The sequence below is a fragment of the Lentzea sp. NPDC055074 genome (assembly GCF_053608005.1).
Genome location: NZ_JBSGUQ010000006.1, coordinates 1 through 18,965 on the forward strand (window position 1 = coordinate 1; position 18,965 = coordinate 18,965).

At 68.2% G+C, this 18,965-nt stretch carries 14 protein-coding genes and 1 tRNA gene; 7 read left to right on the forward strand and 8 right to left on the reverse strand.

All coding sequences use genetic code 11. The features are described from left to right. Positions 1–1,049: 1,049 nt before the first annotated feature. Positions 1,050–2,615 carry a diguanylate cyclase domain-containing protein gene (locus tag ACWF7A_RS15745; protein WP_452251532.1) on the forward strand — a complete coding sequence of 522 codons (1,566 nt, stop codon included), beginning with the start codon at positions 1,050–1,052 and terminating at the stop codon, positions 2,613–2,615. Here the strand turns inward: ACWF7A_RS15745 and ACWF7A_RS15750 are convergent. The 3 genes from ACWF7A_RS15750 to ACWF7A_RS15760 all read right to left on the reverse strand — a co-directional run bounded on the left by ACWF7A_RS15750 (position 2,590) and on the right by ACWF7A_RS15760 (position 8,108). Continuing rightward, a complete protein-coding gene (locus ACWF7A_RS15750; protein WP_452251162.1) occupies positions 2,590–3,087 on the reverse strand; it encodes a DUF2165 domain-containing protein in 498 nt (165 codons plus the stop codon). The genes ACWF7A_RS15745 and ACWF7A_RS15750 overlap by 26 nt on opposite strands. A 54-nt stretch (positions 3,088–3,141) precedes the next feature. Beyond that, the gene (locus tag ACWF7A_RS15755) at positions 3,142–6,948 is read right to left on the reverse strand and encodes an nSTAND1 domain-containing NTPase (RefSeq protein WP_452251163.1); all 3,807 of its coding nucleotides are present in this window, start codon (positions 6,946–6,948) and stop codon (positions 3,142–3,144) included. 260 nt (positions 6,949–7,208) lie between these two features. Continuing rightward, the gene (locus tag ACWF7A_RS15760; RefSeq protein ID WP_452251164.1) at positions 7,209–8,108 is read right to left on the reverse strand and encodes an LCP family protein; all 900 of its coding nucleotides are present in this window, start codon (positions 8,106–8,108) and stop codon (positions 7,209–7,211) included. A 116-nt stretch (positions 8,109–8,224) separates the two neighbouring features. Here ACWF7A_RS15760 and ACWF7A_RS15765 point away from each other — a divergent pair, with 116 nt between their 5' ends. Beyond that, a complete protein-coding gene (locus tag ACWF7A_RS15765) occupies positions 8,225–8,707 on the forward strand; it encodes an N-acetyltransferase family protein (protein WP_452251165.1) in 483 nt (160 codons plus the stop codon). A gap of 75 nt (positions 8,708–8,782) precedes the next feature. On the opposite strand, the gene ACWF7A_RS15770 is transcribed toward ACWF7A_RS15765, so the two are convergent. Then, complete coding sequence (locus tag ACWF7A_RS15770) at positions 8,783–8,995, reverse strand: hypothetical protein (RefSeq protein ID WP_452251166.1); 213 nt, start codon at positions 8,993–8,995, stop codon at positions 8,783–8,785. Between the two features lie 251 nt (positions 8,996–9,246). Between ACWF7A_RS15770 and ACWF7A_RS15775 the strand changes: the two genes are divergently transcribed. After that, the gene (locus ACWF7A_RS15775) at positions 9,247–9,861 is read left to right on the forward strand and encodes a hypothetical protein (protein WP_452251167.1); all 615 of its coding nucleotides are present in this window, start codon (positions 9,247–9,249) and stop codon (positions 9,859–9,861) included. Beyond that, positions 9,807–10,289, forward strand: coding sequence for a hypothetical protein (locus ACWF7A_RS15780; RefSeq protein ID WP_452251168.1), 483 nt, complete (start codon positions 9,807–9,809; stop codon positions 10,287–10,289). The genes ACWF7A_RS15775 and ACWF7A_RS15780 overlap by 55 nt, the downstream gene beginning before the upstream one ends. Before the next feature lie 278 nt (positions 10,290–10,567). Here the strand turns inward: ACWF7A_RS15780 and ACWF7A_RS15785 are convergent. Beyond that, positions 10,568–10,643: transfer RNA gene (locus ACWF7A_RS15785), tRNA-Arg, on the reverse strand. A 173-nt stretch (positions 10,644–10,816) separates the two neighbouring features. On the opposite strand from ACWF7A_RS15785, the gene ACWF7A_RS15790 reads away from it, so the two are divergent. Continuing rightward, complete coding sequence (locus tag ACWF7A_RS15790; protein ID WP_452251169.1) at positions 10,817–11,653, forward strand: hypothetical protein; 837 nt, start codon at positions 10,817–10,819, stop codon at positions 11,651–11,653. A 10-nt stretch (positions 11,654–11,663) separates the two neighbouring features. Then, positions 11,664–12,401, forward strand: a complete 738-nt coding sequence (locus tag ACWF7A_RS15795; protein WP_452251170.1) for an FkbM family methyltransferase — start codon at positions 11,664–11,666, stop codon at positions 12,399–12,401. Between the two features lie 55 nt (positions 12,402–12,456). Here ACWF7A_RS15795 and ACWF7A_RS15800 read toward each other — a convergent pair whose 3' ends face one another. Further along, positions 12,457–15,657 carry a penicillin acylase family protein gene (locus tag ACWF7A_RS15800; protein ID WP_452251171.1) on the reverse strand — a complete coding sequence of 1,067 codons (3,201 nt, stop codon included), beginning with the start codon at positions 15,655–15,657 and terminating at the stop codon, positions 12,457–12,459. Between the two features lie 450 nt (positions 15,658–16,107). On the opposite strand from ACWF7A_RS15800, the gene ACWF7A_RS15805 reads away from it, so the two are divergent. Further along, a complete protein-coding gene (locus ACWF7A_RS15805; RefSeq protein ID WP_030481367.1) occupies positions 16,108–16,755 on the forward strand; it encodes a response regulator in 648 nt (215 codons plus the stop codon). On the opposite strand, the gene ACWF7A_RS15810 is transcribed toward ACWF7A_RS15805, so the two are convergent. Then, positions 16,752–18,209 carry a diguanylate cyclase gene (locus tag ACWF7A_RS15810; protein ID WP_452251172.1) on the reverse strand — a complete coding sequence of 486 codons (1,458 nt, stop codon included), beginning with the start codon at positions 18,207–18,209 and terminating at the stop codon, positions 16,752–16,754. The two genes, ACWF7A_RS15805 and ACWF7A_RS15810, sit on opposite strands and share 4 nt — an antisense overlap. Positions 18,210–18,295: 86 nt before the next feature. After that, positions 18,296–18,928, reverse strand: a complete 633-nt coding sequence (gene bluB, locus ACWF7A_RS15815; protein WP_452251173.1) for a 5,6-dimethylbenzimidazole synthase — start codon at positions 18,926–18,928, stop codon at positions 18,296–18,298. Positions 18,929–18,965 lie beyond the last annotated feature (37 nt).

The following is an 18,965-nucleotide window of genomic DNA, read 5'->3' on the forward strand; positions in this document are numbered from 1 at the left end:
GTGTCTTGTCTCTCCTCCCGCTCTTATTGGTTCGCGCCTCCCACCCCCTCTTCGGGTGCAGCAAGAGCTGTGGCGCGACTCGTGATGGGACCCCACCGCCCAGCCCTTGTGCTCAGGACGGCTCACCTTCGGCGTCGCGGTTGCTGGGACTGTCAATGAGCTTGTGCTCGGAGGCCCGCCTTCGGCGTCGCTTGGTCGGACGGTTGCCTGCGGTATCGCTTGGTCGGACGGTTGCTTGCGGTGTGGCTTGATCGGCGGTTGCCTCGGTGTGGCTTGAGTGTCAGACCCCCTCGCTATGTTGGGTCGCGGGGGATCCTCAGCCCGAGGGGACGCCTGCGTCAGCCTGCCGTTCGACGGCGCCAAGGGGCCGTTGGCCGCGTGTCCCCCGATCTGGGGTCGGGGTTGGTCTGGATCGTGAGAAAATTGGTCCGAATGAGCGAGTAAAGGCTGTAACACTCAGAGATCGCTATTACCCCGTTGGGGGGAACAGCCCCGCGCAATGGGACGGTGTGGATTGCTGGCGGTAGGCTTCCGCACCGTTGCTCGCCGAGCAGGTCAGGTGGAACGGATTGCCGAGCCAGGACGACGCGAGATCGTCACGTCCGGTGGGACGTGACGCGCTGGCGCGCGACTGGGCGATCAAGGTCAGTCGGACCGCGTACATACCGCTTTCAGCTGCCAAGTTGACCGAAGAGTTGCACGAGCTGCTCAACGTCGTCGCTGAGGCGCTGGTGGAGGAGCCCGAGGTCGCCTCGGTGGTGGGGGCTCGGCTCGTGGAGATCCACTGCGTTGGTGCCGAGAGTTTGCGGGAGTCCGTCGACGTTCTTGCCCGGTTCGTCGTGCAGGAGGGGGCCGACGCCCGGCGGGCCGCGTTGGTGATCGGGGCCGTTTCTGCTGCTTACACCGCTGCTATTCAGGCCTTTGTGTTGGAGCAGCAGGAGAGTGTCAGTCAGGCTCTGTTGCGGGCCAATCGCGCTGTGCAGCTTGATTTGCAGGCCAGCGAAGAGCGCTTCGAGGACATTTTCACGCATTCTTCCACCGGTATTGCGATGGTCAGCCTCGACGGGGAGTTGGAGCGGGCCAACGAGGCGTTGTGCACCATCTTGCGGCGTGAAGATGTTGCTGGGATGACGTTGACCGATTTGATCGCTCCGGCCGATCTGCCGCTCGTCAACGATGCGTTGGCCAGCTTGAAGTACGGGCGGATGCGGCGGGTCGAGGAGCGGCCCCGGCTCATCGACCGGGATGGTGAGCACTTCCGGGTGTTGATGGCCGCGACCGTGCAGAAGGACGCCGAGGACAACCCGCGGCACTTCGTCGTGATGATCGACGACGACAGCCAGCTCACGTTGCTCGGTGGGCGGTTGCAGTACCAGTCGTTGCACGACGCGTTGACCGGGTTGCCGAACCGGCAGTACCTCACCACTCGGCTGGAATCGTTGCTGCACAGCGACATCGAGCACGGGGTGACGCTGTACCACCTCGACCTGGACGCCTTCGCGGTCGTCACGGACGGGCTCGGGCGGGAGATCGGCGACAAGGTGTTGAAGCTCGTCGCCGAGCGCCTCAGTTCTGTGTTCTCCGGGGAGAAGGCGATGGTCGCCCGGCTCGAGGGTGACGAGTTCGCCGTGCTGGTGGAGAACGGGGTCGACACGCCGGACGTCGACACGACGATCCGGACCATCGAGCACGAGCTCGCCGAGCCCGTCTACTTCGGTGAGCACGGGGTCGCCGTGTCCGCCTCGATCGGGGTGTTGCCGCGGCTGCATTGCGGCGATCGGCCCGCCGAGGTGTTGCGCGCCTCGGACATGACGTTGCGGCGCGCCAAGCGCATCGGGCGGCGGCAGTGGGGGCTGCACGACGCCACGCTGGACAAACGGGAGCAGGAGGACTTCGCGCTCGCCGCCGTGATGCCCGGGGCCTGGGAGAGCGGCGAGATCGAGGTCGTGTTCAACCCCGTCATGAAGCTCGACGGGACGGCGCGGATCTGCGTCGAGGCCGAGCTGAACTGGCGGCACCGGGACGCCGGGCTGATCCCGCACGAGAAGTGCGCGTCGATGGCCGAGCACACCGGGTTGATGTTGCCGCTCGGCGAGTGGATGTTGCGGACGGCCGCCGAGACCGCCTGCCGGTACGAGGAGATGCTCGCCGTCTGCCTGACCGAGAGCATGGCCAACAGCCCGGACCTGGTTCGGGACGTGCGGCGCGTGCTCGCGGACACCGGGTTGCAGGCCTCGCGGTTGCTGCTCGGGTTCCCGGTGCACGTGCTCGCGTCCGAGGACAGCGAGGCCGCCGACAACCTGGACCTGTTGTCGGACATGGGGATTCACATCGGCGCGCGCGACTTCCAGGGGTCCACCGCGGAGATCGAGCTCGTGCGCTCGCTCGGGGTGGCGGCCGTGCGGGTGAAGGGGCGCTGCCAGAAGCCGGACGAACTGGTGTCGCACGTGCTCAGCGACCTCGTCGGGTTCGTGCACGAGGCCGGTGGGATCGTGGTGGTCGACGCCATCGAGGACGCCGAGCAGCGCGACTGGTGGGGTGAGCTGGGAGCCGACGCCGGTGTCGGGCCGGTGTTCTGCGTGGAGCCGACTACGGAGTGGCCCGACGCGGGGTGAGGTGCACGAGGATCAGCGCGAAGCCCGCGATGGTCACCATGCGCAGGGCGGCGCCGATGCCGTTCCAGTCCTTCGACTGCCACATCGCGAACCACTCGCCGCCGATGGTGATGAACCCGCCGAGGAACAGCGCGACGATCATCAGCAGGCCCGCGGACGCGAACTTGCGCGCGCTGTCCTCCTTGTCGCGCAGGTAGGCGATGGTGCCGGCGGTCAGCAGGACCGCGGACACCGCCTCCCACAGGATGATCGCGACGTAGACGATCGTGACGACGGCCGGGCTCGTGATCGCCCGCCACTTCAGTTCCTGGCCGAACGTGGTGTCCATCGCGAGGACGTGCTGCACGAACGCCTCGTTCGTGCCGTAGTCCGTGATGTTGCCGAGCACCACGAGAATCATGTTGAGGGCGATGAACCCGACGGTCACCGCGACGACCGCGCGCAGACTGCCGACCCGAGCAAGAAGACGCATGGAGCGGACAGTAACCGATCCTGTGCTGCCGGTGAGGCAGTTGCCCGGTGAGGATCAGCACGGATCCCGGAAGTCCATCTGAGACAGACGTTCCTGCCACAGCGCCGGCGTCAGGACGCCTCGGGTGGCCGTGCAGATCCGGCTGATCTCGTGCTGCACGTCGAGGTCCCACAGCCGCACGATGCCGTCCGCGTTGCCGGTCGCCAGCACGCTGCCGTGAGGTGCGAACTGGGCCAGCGGTTCCGCCGCCCAGTCGCCCGCGATCTGCTGCCCCAGGTAGGACGGCTTGGCAGGGTCCTCGACGTTCCACAGCCGGAACGTCCTGTCCGCGCTGCTGCTCACCAGCGTATTCCCGTCGGCACTGACCGAGATCGCGCTGATCGTGCCCGTGTGCCCGGACAGCTCGCTGATCAGCACCGGGTGCTCGCGGTCGCGCACGTCGTAGAACCTGATCACCTTGTTCTGCCCCGAGGTGATCAGCGTCTTCCCGTCCGCCGTGAAGATCGCCTGACCCACGACCTGCGGGTCCTTGATCGGCTCGCCCAGCTGCCGCGGCCGCTCCGGATCGCTCACGTCCCAGAGCCGCACGGTCTTGTCGCTGCTCGCCGTGGCGACCGTGCGGCCGTCCGGGCTGAACTCCGCGTCGTTGACGTACGCGTCGTGGCCCGTCATCGGGGCGCCGATCGGCACGGGCTTGGCCGGGTCACGCACGTCCCACAGCCGCACGGACTCATCGGTGTTGCTGGTCAGCAGCACCTCGCCGTCGGGACGGAACACCGCCCAGGCCGCGAACCTGTTCGCCAGCACCAGCGGTTCGCCGAGCGTTCTCGGGTGCTCGGGATCCGTCACGTCCCACAGCCGCACCGTTTTGTCGCCGGCCGCCGTCGCGAGCACCTTGCCGTCCGGGCGGAACCTCGGCCTGCTGACCGTCCGTTCGTGCCCGAGCAGCGGTTGCCCGATCTGCCGGGGGTGCTGCGGGTTCGAGACGTCCCACAGCCGCACGGTCTTGTCGCCGGAGCCGGTCGCGACGATCTTGCCGTCGGGACTGAACGACGGTGTCGTCACCTGGGAGGAGTGGCCGAGGAGCATCGCCTGAGGCAACGACCACAGGTTCACCGCGTTCTCCAGGGACCCGGTCACGAGCGAGTCGCCGTCCGGGCTGAAACCGACCGCGAACACCCCGGCGCCCCGTGCGGCGAGCGGCCTGCCGAGCGCGGTCGGTGAGGCGGGGTCGGTGAGGCTCCACAACCTCGCGGTGGCATCGGACGCGCCGGAGGCGAGCGCACGGCCGTCCGGGCTGAACTTCACGGACCACACCGGGCCGGTGTGCCCGACGAGCGGCTGGCCCACCGGGGCCTGTGTGGCCGGGTCCCACAGCCGCACCATCTTGTCGTCCGCGCCGCTCGCGAGCAGCTTTCCGTCGCCGCTGAACGCCACGCTGTGGATGCCGAGGGTGTGGCCCGTCATCGGCTTGCCGACCCTGGTCCTGCCAGCCACGTCCCACAGCAGGATCGTCTGGTCGTCGCCCGTGGTGGCCAGCGTCCTGCCGTCCGGGCTGAACGCGAGCGAGCGGACCGCGGCGGAGTGGCCGCGCAGCGGTTCGCCGGACGGCTTGGGGTTCGCCGGGTCGCGGACGTCCCACAGCCGCGCCGACCGGTCCTCGTTCGCCGCCGCGAGCAGCGTGCCGTCCGGGCTGAACTCCAGCAGGTACGACGGGCCGTTGGCGGTGTCGATCGTCTCGAGAGCCTTGGGGGAACTGGGGTTCGTCAGGTCCCAGAGCCGGATCGTCGCGTCCTGGCCGGTGGTCGCGAGGACCTTGCCGTCCGGCGAGAACACCGCCGAGCTGAGCCAGTTCCGGTGCTCGGAGATGACCGCGATCTCCCGGGGACGGCTGCGGTCGCGGACGTCCCACAGGCGTGCGGTGCGGTCGTAGCTGGCGGTGGCGAGCAGCGTGCCGTCCGGGCTGAACGTCGTCAGGTAGACGGCGCCGGTGTGCCCGACGAGCGGCACGGCCAGCGGGACCTGCTGGGTCGCGAGCAGCTTCGCGACCACGCCCTGATCGGTGGGGCGCATGCGGTGCGCGACCATCAGGAACTGGGCCGACAGCGACGGATCACTGCCGGTCAGCCGGTCGGCCTCCGCGACGACCTGGCGGAACTGGGCGTCATTGCGCTGGTTCACCGCTATCACGGCCGCACCCGCCGCGATCAGCGCGAACACCGCCACGAGCGCTACGGCCGACCTGCGCAGCCAGACGCTCTTGCGGTGCTGGCGTTCGGACGTGCGCACGAACTCCTTGGCGATCGTGGTGACGTCCTGCTGCTGCCGCACGCCCTCCAGCCGTGCACCGCGGTAGAGCAATGACGAGTCGTGCCCGTGCGCGGACCACGCTGCCGCGTCCTCCTCCAGCCGCTGCCGGGTGAGGTTGCCCGCCCGGTCCTCGTCGACCCAGCTGCGCAGCCGGGGCCAGGCCTGCAGCAACGCCTCGTGCGTGATCTCGACCGAGTCGGCGTCCATCGTGATCAGGCGCGCGTGCGTGAGGACCTCGAGCGCGCGTTCCGTGGCCGGGAGGATCGCAGCGGCCTCCAGCAGGCTGTGGCGGCTGGAACGGCGGCGGGTGTCCTGCGTGTCGTCGCCGACCCTGACCAGGCGCAGGAGCAGCTGCTTCGCCGCGGCCCTGGCCGGCTCGTCGAGGTCGGACCAGGCGCGTTCGGCCGTGGCGGCGACGGCGCCCTGGATGCCGCCGGCCGCCCGGTAGCCGGCGATCGTGAGCCGCCCCGCCTGCCGGCGCTGCCACGTGACGAGCAGCGCGTGGCTGAGCAGGGGGAGCGCGCCCGCGTCGTACGCGTCCTTGCCGCGGCGGTTGTGCGTACCCAGGTCGCGCAGCATGAGGTCGACCAGACCGGCCTCCAGCTGCAGGCCGGCCGCCTTGGCGGGACTCGTCACCGCGTCGCGCACCTCGGCCGCCGACATCGCGCCGAGCACCATCTGCCTGGTCTGCAGGGCCTCGGCGAGCTCGGGGAACTCGAGGCAGCGGGCGTAGAAGTCGGCCCGCACGCCGAGCACGACCGCCGTCTTGCGGGCCGCCGCGTGCAGGGCCTGGACGAAGATCCGCAGCCGGTTCTCGTCGCCGCCGAGCGTGAACGCCTCCTCGAACTGGTCGACGATCACCACCCGGTCGCCGACCGCGACCCGCACCTCGTCCGCGAAGTCGGTGAGGGCGTCCGCGTCGGCAGCCTCCAGGGTGTGGGCCAGCTCCGGCACCTGGAGCGCGAGCTCCTTCAGCGGATCGGTGCCGGGGGAGATGACCACGGCCTCTTTGCTCAGCCGGGGCAGCACGCCCGCTTTCATCAAACTCGACTTACCGGCGCCGGACGCGCCCACGAGCATTGTGATGCCGTTGTCGTCGAGCCGGTCGAGAAGTGCGTTCGTCGCCCTTTCACGACCGAAGAACCAATTCGCGTCCTGTGGGCCGAATGCGCTCAGGCCCATGTACGGGCAGACGGAACCGTCTTCCTGAGGGGGTGTGTCCGCATCCGCGACCGGGCTCGCGAGTGCCTCTTCCCAGAGGGCGTGCCACGCGTCGAGCTCGTACAGGCCGTCGATCGCCGGCTGCGGTCTGCGCTTGCGGGCCTCGCCGACGAGGACCTCGAGGACCGCGCTCAGGCCGCTGAACCGGGCAGGGACGTTGCGCCCGCGCCGCCAGTCGCTGACCCGCTGGGCGGGCACCCGGACCGGTCTGCCCCGTTCGTCCGTCCGGCGGGCACGCACGACCGATTCGGTGACCCGCTTCAGCGGAGGGTCACCTGCCTCCGCGTAGAGCAGCGCGAAGCGCTCCGCGAAGACGCCACGGGGTCCCAAGCGGCCTCCTCCTCGTCCGGACCGGAAAACGAGGACCGCCCGTCTGAGCTGCGGCGAACGCACCGGACAGGCAGTCAGAGACCCACCATAACGAGGTGGTCTGACAACCTCGACCCCACGTCCTTCACGAGACCGGGAGACCGTCGAAGTGGCAGTGGCTGACTGGGGCAGAGCGTCCACGGCTGAGGGGTATTGGGGGTCTCCTCAGCCGTGGCCCACGGGTCCGATTCCGAGCGAGTGGCAGGGGGCCGCCTGCTAGCTCACGCGGTCTGCCAGAGGGCGTCCGCCTCCGGTTGCTTCGGCTGGACCCGGTTCGGGTCGGGCGGGTAGGTCTCGGTCGGCAGCGTCACGTACGTGATGGCGTCCGGTTTCAACGCGGTGAGTTTTCCCGCGAGATCCGCCAGTTTCGGAATCGAGCCGATTCCGGTGTCCGTGACGATGGACTTCGTGAGGACGTCGGCGAGCTCGAGTGTTTTCGCCGGGCTCGCGAGCCAGTTCTCGTTCGCCAGTTTCTCGCTCAGCGCTCGCATGAAGAGCTGCTGGTTCTTGATGCGGTTCAGGTCGCTTCCGTCGCCGATGCTGTAGCGGGTCCTGACGAATGCGAGCGCCTGCGTCCCGTTGAGCTTCGAGGGCCCGGCCGGCACGTGCAGCCCGCTCTTCTCGTCGTCGATCGCCTCGGGCATGGTGACGTCGATGCCACCGAGCCGGTCGATGACGTCGCGGAACCCGTTGAAGTCGATCTGCACGAAGTGGTCGATCCGGATGCCGCTCATCTGCTCGACCGTCGCCACGGTGCACGCGGCGCCGCCCGTGGAGAAGGCGCTGTTGAACATGGCGATCGCCGCCGGCGGGCTGGTGCCGCAGCGAGGCCTCGGCACCATCGTGTCGCGCGGGATGCTGACCACCCGCGCCTGGTCGCCCTGCGCGTTCAGCTGCACGACCATGGCCGTGTCCGACCGGCCGTCGTCCTTGCCGATGAGGAGGATGTTGAGGGGGCGGCCAGGCGTCGACTGAGGCCTGGGGTGGGTGATCTCCCTGGAGAGGTCGACGGTCTTGAGATTGCTTTCGAGCCGCCAGTAGGAGCCCCCGGCCACGACGCCCGTCGCGATGACCACGGCTGCCCCCGAGACCGCGAGCCATCGTTTCAAGTGGACGTTCATGGGTTCCACGTTGCCCGGCGTTTGTCCAGGTCACGTCGGTGGTTTGTCATGGTTGTGTCACAGCGCGCCCCCAGCTGGGATGATCGGGGGCGTGGTCTAGAACTCTTGGGGGAGTCATGACAGTCAGACCAGCGGTTGTGTCCGATGCTCAGGCCGTGGCCCACGTGCACGTCGAGACGTGGCGGGCGGCCTACCGCGGCCTCGTACCGGACTCCGTGCTCGACGGGCTCTCCGTGCGTCAGCGCGCGGAGATGTGGGAACGGGGCATCCCGCACGGCGGGGTGTGGGTGGGGCTGGTCGACGGCGAGGTGGCCGGGTTCTGCGCGGTCGGCCCGTCCCGTGAGCCCGATGCGGTGTTCGAATTGTTCGCGATCTACGTGCTGCCCTCGGCTTGGGGGACTCCGCTGGGCTACGAACTGGCGCGCGCCGCGCTGGGTGACGAGCAGGACGTGGTGCTGTGGGTGTTCGACGAGAACCCGCGGGCGCGGCGGTTCTACGAGCGGCTCGGGTTCCGCGCCGATGGCGTCGTGAAGACCGAGACCATCGGCGGGGCCGAGCTGAAGGAGATCCGCTACCGGTTCAGCGGCGCCGCAGGGTGACCTGGCAGATGTCGTCGCCATCGAGGCTGATCAGCCCACGTTCTGCTTGATGCTGCCGTAACCGTTGGGGGAGTGTCACTTCTCCATCTCGCGGTTGCCGAGCGTGAGCATCAACGGCGTGGTCTGCGCGAGGAACTCGTTCTGCACGAGCAGGCTGTTCCACCTGGAGGCGCTGTACTTGGCCGTCTCCGGCCGGCCACCCTCACCGTCGTTGGCGTAGCTCATGCCACCCCTCGCGAGGTGGAACTGCGGCCACAGGTCGGAGATGAGGCTGTTGGGGGCCAACACGTTGTGCCCGACCCCTTGGCCCCCGAAGGCCGTGAACGAGAACGCTGTCCTGGTGCTTGCGGTTGGCGCCGTCTCGACGCTTGTCGGCTCCTGCGACTCGACCCCTTGATGCCTGGTTTCTGCGGTCAGATCGCTCGACAGCGCCCGTACCTCGGCCTGGAGTTTTCTTCCCGTACTCCCCGGCCTTCGTGTCGCCCCGCAGGTAGGGCCGTCGGATAGCCCGTTTCTTCTTGTCTAGGCACAATCCACGCATGTTCGACTACGGCATCAAGGGCTACGAGCCGGCCTGGCAGAACGGTGCCGCGTCCGTGATGGCCTCGCACGGCGACCGTCTGCGCGCCCTCGTGGGCCGGCGGCTGACCAACGCCTGGCTGGTCTGGGACGCCGAGGACGACGAGTGGTTCGCGGACTGTCCCGTGGCCCTCGACTTCGACGGCGCGCAGGTGGAGATCAACCACCAGAAGTTCGACGACCTCTCCCTGACCTGGAACACGGTGAGGTCCGATCGTGCGGTCTTCTGGTCCGACGCCTTCGACCTGTCGTGGCGCAACGACGCGATCCCCGCCCTGGCGGCGTTGCACGGCCAGACCCTCCAGACCGCGGACCTGCTCGAGTGGACCGGCGAGGACATGGCTCACGGGGCGCTGGCACTGGGCTTCGGCTCGGTCCCGACTACGTCACCGTCCACAACGCCCTGGACGAGAACGGCCTGGAGTTCGGCCCGCCACGACCCGAGTACCGGCGCCACCACCTGCTTCCCGCGCGGTAGCGACCTACCATCAGCGTTCGACCTCGACCAAGGGGAGTCGCGATGGTGTTCCGGCCCGTCTTCCGCCGCAACCTGGAGTCGGTCGAGGTCTCGATAGCCCGCACGGTCTTCGGCGACGCTCTGGACATCAGCGCGCTGACCCTCGCCGAAGGCGGCCTGCTGGGCAGCTTCGGTGTGGCCAGAACCCTTCCCCGGCTCGTCACGTTCCCTCGCGGGGTTCTGACCACGCCACAGCACCAGGCCCGCTACGAACGCTGGCTGGTCCACGAACTGACCCACGCCTACCAGTACCAGCACGGCCGCAGCGTCCTGAGCCTCCTGCCGACCGCGATGGCAGGCTTCTTCGTGAAGGGCCTCTACGACTACGGCGGCGCGGAAGGTCTGCGCGGCAAGACGTTCGCCGACTTCAACACCGAGCAGCAGGCCAACATCGTGGCCGACTACTACTACCTCAGCACGTACGAGCCGGACAGGGACCTGTCGGCTTACGAGCCGTACATCAGCCACGTCCGTGCAGGCCTCTGACAGACGTTTGCTCGGGACAGGGCTGTACCCGGTCAGCGAGGACCCTGCGGTCCGCGTCCGGCTCCTGATCAAGGGCCTGGACGTGTCGGTCGATCCCGATGACCACCGGGACTTCGAACTGAACTACCAGGGGACGCCGTGGTGCCCCGTTGGGCGGATGCCGTTCGCACCACGCTAGCCCATGAACGGTCGATGAGATCGACTTCAGTCCCGGCCAAAGACCAAGGGCTCCGACCTGTTTGCACTGGTCAGAGCCCTTAGTTTCACCCGGCGAAAGGTGGTGCCCCAGGCAGGATTCGAACCTGCGACACACGGTTTAGGAAACCGATGCTCTATCCCCTGAGCTACTAGGGCTGGCGACACCAGTCTAGCGGGACGGCGCCACCGAGTTGACCAGCGCCCCCGCCTACCGCGGACGAGCCCACCGCTCACGCACCGTGAGGCCCAGGCAACAGACCCTGCGGCCGTTGGAGGGAAGTGAGGCAGGCCACCTTCTGCCGGGCACAAACGTCAGGTAGGGAAGGCGTGTGAGCAGACCCTGGCCCGACTTCCGTCCTGGCCCTCTCGGTTCCCTCAAGGCCTGGTGGCGCCGGAGGGTGCCCAGGCGCGCCGACGACATCACCTTCGTACCGCCGGCCAGCAGCCATCAGCAGGAGTTCGAGACGCCGTTGGCCAGTGCGGTGTACGGGCTGGACTTCCAGCTCAAGTTCACGGTGGTCTGGCGGCTTGACCTGGCCACGGGGCTCCGGCACAACTCGCCTCGTAGTGCTGCCATCCATCACGTTCTGCAGCGGGCCAAGGAGATCAGTGCCAAGGCGATGCTGGTGCACCACGCCGCTTTGCAGGTGCAGTTGGGGGATGACCTCGCCACCGAACGGCAGGTTCCCGGCACGCATGTCTGGGCGCGGGCCGAGCAGGTGAAGATCTCGGTCAACGACGAGGACCTCGAGATGGCGCGGAAGCACATCGAGCTGCTGCGGAACTCCACGTTCAAGTTGGCCGAGCGGGACGTTGAACGGGCCGAGATCCGGTATCTGCGGGACGAGGTGTTGACCGACGTCGGCACGGCGACGATCTGGTGGTTGCAGCGCAACGGGTATCAGGTCGCCGAGGCGGTCAAGCTCGCCGATCAGCTCGCCGAGCTGGTGAAGCTCGCTCAACGGGAGCCTGCCGCGCATTGGGCCGAGTCGTTGGTCAGCAGTGTCGAGCGGGCCATGCCCGAGCTCGAGGACTCCCATCGGAAGGACCTGCGGTTGCACCTGGTGAAGGCCCTGAGCGTGTACGGCGGGTCTCGGGTGGCCGCTGAGTTCGCCGACCAGATCGGGTTGCCTGCGGGCGAACGGCACAACAACGGGCACGTCTAGGCTCAGCGGGGTGTTGACCCAACTTCGCAGTGCCGCGGTTGTCGCCGGGTTGCGTGCCCTTGCGCGGCTCACGCCCTATGCCGAGGCGGAGCTGATCGGGCTCCGCAAGGTCGTCAAGCCTGGAGACGTCTGCATCGACGTCGGGGCCGCGCTGGGGCTCTACACGGTGACCTTGTCGAGGCTGGTCGGTCCACAAGGGACCGTCCACAGCGTCGAGCCGTTGGTGTTCGCGCATCCTGCCCTGTCGTACGTGTTGCGGCCGCGGGAGGGCGCCAACATCAGGAGGCACTCGGTGGCTCTTGGCGCCGAGAAGCAGGGGCGGGACGTCATGTCCGTGCCGGTGCGGCACGGGAGTCCGGTGACCGGGCGGTCGTTCCTCACGGTGGGGGCCAACGGGCTCGGGTCCAACGACGAGTTCGACCAGCATCTGGACGTACTGGTCAAGACGGACACGCTGGACCACTTCGTCGAAGAGCAGGGGATCGCGAAGCTCGACTTCGTCAAGGCGGACGTCGAGGGTGCCGAGCTCAAGGTGCTGGAGGGGGCTGTCGGGACGATCGAACGGCTCAAGCCCTCGTTCCTGCTCGAGATCGAGGAACGGCACGTCGAGCGGTTCGGCTACCACGCCAAGGACGTCGCGGAATTCCTGACGGAGCGCGGATACCGGATGAGCACGTGGCACGGCAGCGAGTGGGTGCCGACCGCCACGATCGGGGACGAGGTCAGGAACTACCTGTTCAGGGCCTGAAATAAGTAGAGGACGCCGACCCCTGGGGGTGGATCGGCGTCCTCATCTCGAAGGCCTACGAAACGTAGACCTCAAGCTCGTACAGGGAGTATCCGTACTGCCCGGCCCGTTGGGTACCGGTCAAACGGAGGTATCTCGCGTCCTGTGGTGTGAACGCTACGACATCATCGCCGCCATCGCCAGCACTTGTGGAGAAAACGTTCCGCCAGTTCGTGCCGTCATTGGAAATCTCGATGCGGTAGCTTCTGCCGAACGCCGACTCCCATCGCAACACGGCGCGACCGATTCGTTGCGCTGAGCCAAGGTCCACCTGGATCCATTGGTTGTCGTTCCAGTCGCTGGCCCAGCGGGACGTGGGGTTGCCGTCCACCGCGTTCGACGGCGGGAGGGTGTTCCAGCCCGTCTCGTGCGACGACGCGGTGGTGGTGCGGCCGGCCGCCAGGTTGGTGATGTTCTGGCCCCGGCGGGACGGGAACTGCACGACCTGCTGGTACGTCGGGCGGTTCTGCCAGTGGATCTTGTCCTGGGTGATGCCGCCCATGGCGCGGTGGATGATCGTGTCGGCGCACCACTGGTCGCCTGCGGCGCAGTCGGCGTCGCCCGGGTAGACGACGTTCGCCGGCTTCGCGACAGCGGCCTGCAGCGAGCCCACCAGAGCCGTCCGGCAGCCCGTCAGGGTGCCGCCGCCGCAGTAGGTCTGCGGGAACGCGCCCTGGACCGGGTCGCCCAGGACCTTGCGCAGGTCCTTGTCCACGTAGCCCCACCAGCCGTACTGGAACGACGAACCCTTGTGCGGCGCGGCGCCGTGCGTGTCGGACGGGGCCTCGTCGATCTGCTGGGCTGCCACCACGGCGTTGTAGAGGCCGTCGCCCAGTGAGGGCTTGAACTGCGCCTCGACCAGGAGGGGCCACCAGGCATCCAGAATCCGGATGGCTTCGGCGTGGTTGTAGGTCTTGCTGCCCTTCGCGGTCTCCTTGCGCAACGAGCCGGAGCGCTGCCAGTCCTTCAGCTTCTGCACGACCGGGGCCAGCGCGGGGTCGACGGGAGCGGACTCCACCACCCGCAGCAGTTCGGGCAGCACCTGCTCGGCACGCAGGTCGGCCACGGCGGCCTCCGCCATCGCGCGGGTCAGGGCGGCACGGGTGACCTTCTGGCCGGACGCGATGAGCGCACGCACCCGGACGTCGAGCAGGTCGCCGCGGTGCACGGCGCTGTGGCCGAACCCGCCGAACGTGAAGTCCTTGGCCTGCTTGTTGTTCCAGGACACGTAGTAGTCCTGGTTGATCGAGTTCGGGTGCCCGGCGAACGGCATCACGGCGGACGTGTTGTCGTCGCCGTTCCACCCGACCCACTCGTACTCGGCCCGGCCCCAGGTCGGCAGGTTCGGATCCACAGTGGACCTGCGGACCGGGTTCAGGCCCGAGTTGAAGTACGCGGTGTCGCGGGAGTCCACGTAGAACCAGTTGAACGCGTACCCGATCTTGTTGGCCGCGCGCTGGAAGTCGGTCGCCGAACGGATCGCGGCCGGGTCGTTGAGCTCCTGGAAGCCGATGATCGAGTCGACCTCGTGCATGTACGTCGACCGCAGCGTGGTGTACGCCACGACCTTGCCGCCCACAGTTGCACGGCTCGTCACGAGACCGTACTTGGTCCGGTACATCACCAGCGTGTACGAACCGGCGGGCGTGCCGTCCGCGACGGTGGGCTTCCAGGCGTTCTTGCGCTCCAGGCGTTCCATCGGCAGGCAGGCGCCGTGGAACAGGTACGACGACGAGGCCTTGGTCGCGGGGGAACCGTCCGGATTGCACAGTTCGACGGCGTAGGTGTCGATGATGTCCTGCGCCGACGAGGTGGCGCTCCACGAGTAGTCGACTCCGCGGCCGAGCTGCACGTACATCGAGACGCCGGCGAACGAGACGCCGCGCGAACGGATGCCGGGCCCGTTGAGCTCCTGGAGCAGGAGCAGCTGCGGCGCGAAGTACCCGGTCTGCGGGCCCCACACGGCGATCGGGTTGCCGGTGTCGGTGTGCGCACCCGACACGGCCAGGGCGTTCGACATGCCGTGCTTCTTGTTCAGCAGGTCGGCGGGCAGGACGCCGTCGGAGAAGATCCCGCGGGCCTTCTCCACGTCCGCGGGAGCGGGAACGGCGACGGCGGCACCTGTGCCACCCACCTCGTCGTAGACCATGCGCTCCGGCGTGATCGAACCGCTGTCCGGCAACGCCACGCCCTGAGGTGAGGCGGGCGAGGCGGAGTACGGGAAGGACTGTCCGTCGTGGAGGGTGAGCACGGCCTCGGGGTCGTTCTGCGCCCGGAACGCGTTCCACACCTGCTCGCCGACAGCGGCGCCGTACTTGTTCTGCGCGGCCAGCTTCACCAGCGCCGACTGCACCTCGCCGCCACCGCCGGCACCGAACAGGCCACCGACGACGGACGCGATCGCCACCATGTCGGTCGGCTTGAACGGCTGGATGTCGTTCCAGTTCGTGATCGCGTCGGCGTGCCCGGTCAGCACGTACTCGCCGGGGAAGTTCCGCGCCGCGACCGACTGCGCCACATAAGCGTTGATGCCGGCGGTGTAGTCGTTGACGTCGGCCATCGCCTGCCGCCCGCGCTCACCGCCGTTCGCGGCCGCGGACTCGATCTGCTTCTGCAGGTCCGCCTCGGTGTACGGGATCTGGTTGAAGAAGCTCTGCTCCAGCACGCGGTTGCCGGGCGCGCCGCCGGCGAAACCGGTCAGCTGGCCGCGGCCGAGGTGGCGGAAGATGTCCATCAGCCACAGGCGGTCCTGCGCGGCCGCGAAGCCGGCGCCGAACATCGTGCCGGAGCGCGTGGTCCCGGTGATGTGCGGCATGCCGATCTTCTTGTCGCGCACGATCGTGACGTCCGCGCGAGGCTTGATCGTGCTCTCGACCTGGTCGGACGGCACGCCGAACGACGCGTCGTTGAAGAAGTCCGTCAGCTGGTTGTTCGTCAGGCCGCTGTAACCGCTGACCAGTGCGTCGTACTTGCCGAGCTGGTCTGCCGAGTGCGCGGGCCTGGTGCCGAACGCCTTGTGCGTGAGGATCTCGGCCAGCGTCGCGTTGCCGTTGTTGCCGGGCGGCACGATGTCGCCGCACTGCCCGAGGCAGTAGTCGTCGGCCGCGAACGCGGCCGCGCGTGGGGGTGCCTCGGCCTGGGCGGCCGGGACGATCAGAAGGGAGGCGGTGACGGCGGCGGTCGCCAGCAGGGACGTCACCGGATTGGCTCTCCGCATCGCGCGAAGCTCCTCTCCGTGCAGGGCAGGGCTGTTGTGACGCACGTTACTTTCCGGTAAGGCTATTGCGAAAGACCTTCGCGTTTTCCGGGTTCAGAACAGAGACCTGTATCGATACCGACACCGATCAACGAGCCGTATGGGCAGAAATGACGATCTCCAGGACTTCTGAATCGGATTACCGAGGCCGTATCCGTGTTTCTGGTATGGAATTCCACTGAGTGGGATATCCGTGTTTCGTCACTCAGTGTTCCTGTAGTCCCTCTCAATGCCTGGTGGTATGCCTACGCAGCGAAGTCATCGGTCAATTCCGGTAACTGTGAACGTGGTCGGTGATCTCGAAAATCGGTAACCACATGATGAGATAACTGAGAATTAACGTGACCTTCGGCCTGTGTACGCCAAGATCACGGGCATGAGGGAGCACGGAACGCCAATGCGGGAGGCGTCGTGATCAAGGTTTTGCTGGCCGACGACGAGGACCTCGTCCGCTCCGGCCTTCGCATGATCCTGAGCAGCGTCGGAGACATCGAAGTTGTTGCTGAGGCCGATGACGGGCACCTGGTAGCCGACCTGGCACGCCAGCACCGTCCGCACGTGGTCCTGCTCGACATCCGGATGCGCACCTCGGACGGACTCGTGGCCCTGCGGCGGCTGCGGACCCTGCCGGACCCACCGAGGGTCTGCATCCTGACCACGTTCGACGTCGACGAATACGTTTCGGAAGCACTGCGTCTCGGCGCGGCCGGCTTCCTTCTCAAGGACACCGAACCGGAGCAGCTCGTCAAAGCCGTGCGCGACCTCGCGCGCGGGGGTGCTGTTCTCGACCCCGGCGTCGCGGCGAGGGTTCTCGCGGCGGTGGCCGACGGGGAACGAATGGCGGAGCCGGCACGCAGGCTTCTCCAGAGCCTGTCCGAACGCGAGCGCGAGGTGCTCGTGCTGATCGGCCAGGGCATGTCCAACGCGGAGATCGGCGGCACCCTGCACCTGTCGGAGGCGACGGTGAAGGGGTACGTCTCGTCCGTGCTCGGCAAGATCGGCGCGGTCAACCGCGTGCAGGCCGCCCTGGTGGCCTACCGCGGCGGCCTGATCGCCTAGAGGCCCTGGTTCCCGGACACGACCTCGTCCACCGAGGGCTCGACCTCGACCCTGTTGCGGCCGTGCCGCTTGGCGCGGTAGAGCGCCATGTCGGCGGCCGCGAACAGCTGGTCCAGCTTGGCCGGTCCCGCCGCGACACCGATGCTGACCGTCGGGCGGCGGACCGCGCCGAGCACCATCGTCCAGTCGTGCCCGTCGACGGCCGCGCGGATCCGCTCGGCCACGTTCGGGCCGACGTCCATGTTCGGGCCGGTGTCCCCGAGCAGCACCACGAACTCGTCACCGGCCCAGCGCGCCACCAGGTCGTCCGCCCGGCACTCACGCCGCAGCAACGCCGCGATCTCGCGCAACGCCGCGTCGCCCGTCGCGTGACCGGCGTCGTCGTTGACGTTCTTGAACCAGTCGACGTCGACCAGCACCAGCCACGGCACCCGTCCGCGGGCCGCCGTGGACTCCAGCAACCCCGCCGCCGCGCGTTCCAGCCCGAGGCGGTTCGCCAGGCCCGTCAACGGGTCGCGCGCCGCGGCCTCCTGCGCCGCCACCGCGAGCCGCTGGGCCTGCACGGCCACCCGGCGCTGCTCCAGCGCCTGGCCCAGGCCTTCCTGCAACGTCTCCCTGGCCGTGCGGGACGCGGCCATCGACCGGCGCAACGCCTCGGCCTCGCCCTGCGCGTCACCCAGGGCGTGGCAGATGTCCGCCAGCTCCGTGGAGAACCGCAGCAGCAGTGACGTGTCGTTGATGCGTTCGGCGTTCGTCACCGCACGGGACGCGAGTGTGCGCGCCTCGTCGAAATCGTCCTGCTCCCGGCGCACCACGGCGAGAACCCAGTTGCCGACCGAGATGCCCCAGAGGTCGTCGGCGTCCGTGGACAGGCGCAAGGTCTCCTCGCCCATCTCCTCGGCCTTGTCCAGCTGGCCGACGCCCGCCTGGGACCGTCCACACGCACCGAGGAGGGCGCGGTGGTGCATCTCGTCCTTGACGATGCCCAGGCCCTCGTCCAGGTACGCCAGGGCTTCCTCGAAGATCGCCGGTGCCGCCGCGGGAGGTCCGGAGCAGGCGCGGAAGTTGAGCGACCCACCGAGACGTTGCAGGCACTGGGCCAGCACGTCGGTGTTGCCCGCGCGCCGTGCCACCTGGACGGACAGCCGCAGCATGTCCAGGGCGGCGCGCCGGTTGCCGATGCCCTCCATCAGATAACCGAGGGAGCCCATCGTGTGGGCCACGGCCGGGCTGTCGGAACGGTCGGCGTCGAGGTCCGTCCAGCCCTCCGCGGCCAGTTCCAGGGCCAGCGGGATGCGACCGAGGCGCCACGCCATCACAGCCCGGTTGACCAGCACCGCGGACCGGACCCACCGGTCCGCGCCGGGGGACGTCTTCGTGACGACCTCGTCGAAGAGGCTGTTCGCCTCGGGCACCCGGCCAGCGTTGTACAACGCGCGGACCTCGAGGTCCAACCGCGGAATCTGGCCCGCTGCAAGCGGATCGCGCTGCTCCACTCGTTCATCGACTCCGTTCCGACTCGCCGAGCGGCCCGCACAGGCTACCGGGTTGGTCGCGCCCTGTACCGATCGTGGTGCAGGACGTCATCGAGGGGTAGTCGGTTGCGCCAACCGTGACGTTCCAGATCGGGCGTTTCGGGCAGTGATCGAACCGGACCGACGCACAACCACGCAACCGGACGGACCCTGGTGGGGATGTCCAGAAGACGGCGCAGCACATCCTCTCGGTAGAAGCTCACCCAGCCAACACCGAGGCCCTCTTCCGTAGCCGCGAGCCACAGATTCTGGATTGCCAGACACACGGAGTACAAGCCCGCATCCGCGATCGCGTGCCGGCCGAGCACCGCCGGCGAGCCCCGGTCGGGGTCGTAGGTGACCACGATGCCCAGCGTGGACTCCATGACGCCCTCGACCTTGATGCGGGAGAACGTCTCCGCGCGCTCCTGGTCGAGCTGGGCCGCGAAGACGCTGCGTTCGGCCTGGACGTGGTCGCGGAACGCGCGGCGGGTCGACTCGTCGCGCACGAGCACGAAGTCCCAAGGCTGGGACAGGCCGACGCTGGGCGCGGCGTGCGCGGCCGTCAGCACGCGGCGCAGCACTTCGTCCGGAATCGCTTCGCCGGAGAACTCGGCGCGGGTGTCCCTGCGGCGGTGGACCACGTCGTACAGGCTCATTCGACCGATCGTGCCTCACTCGAAAGCACCAACTTCA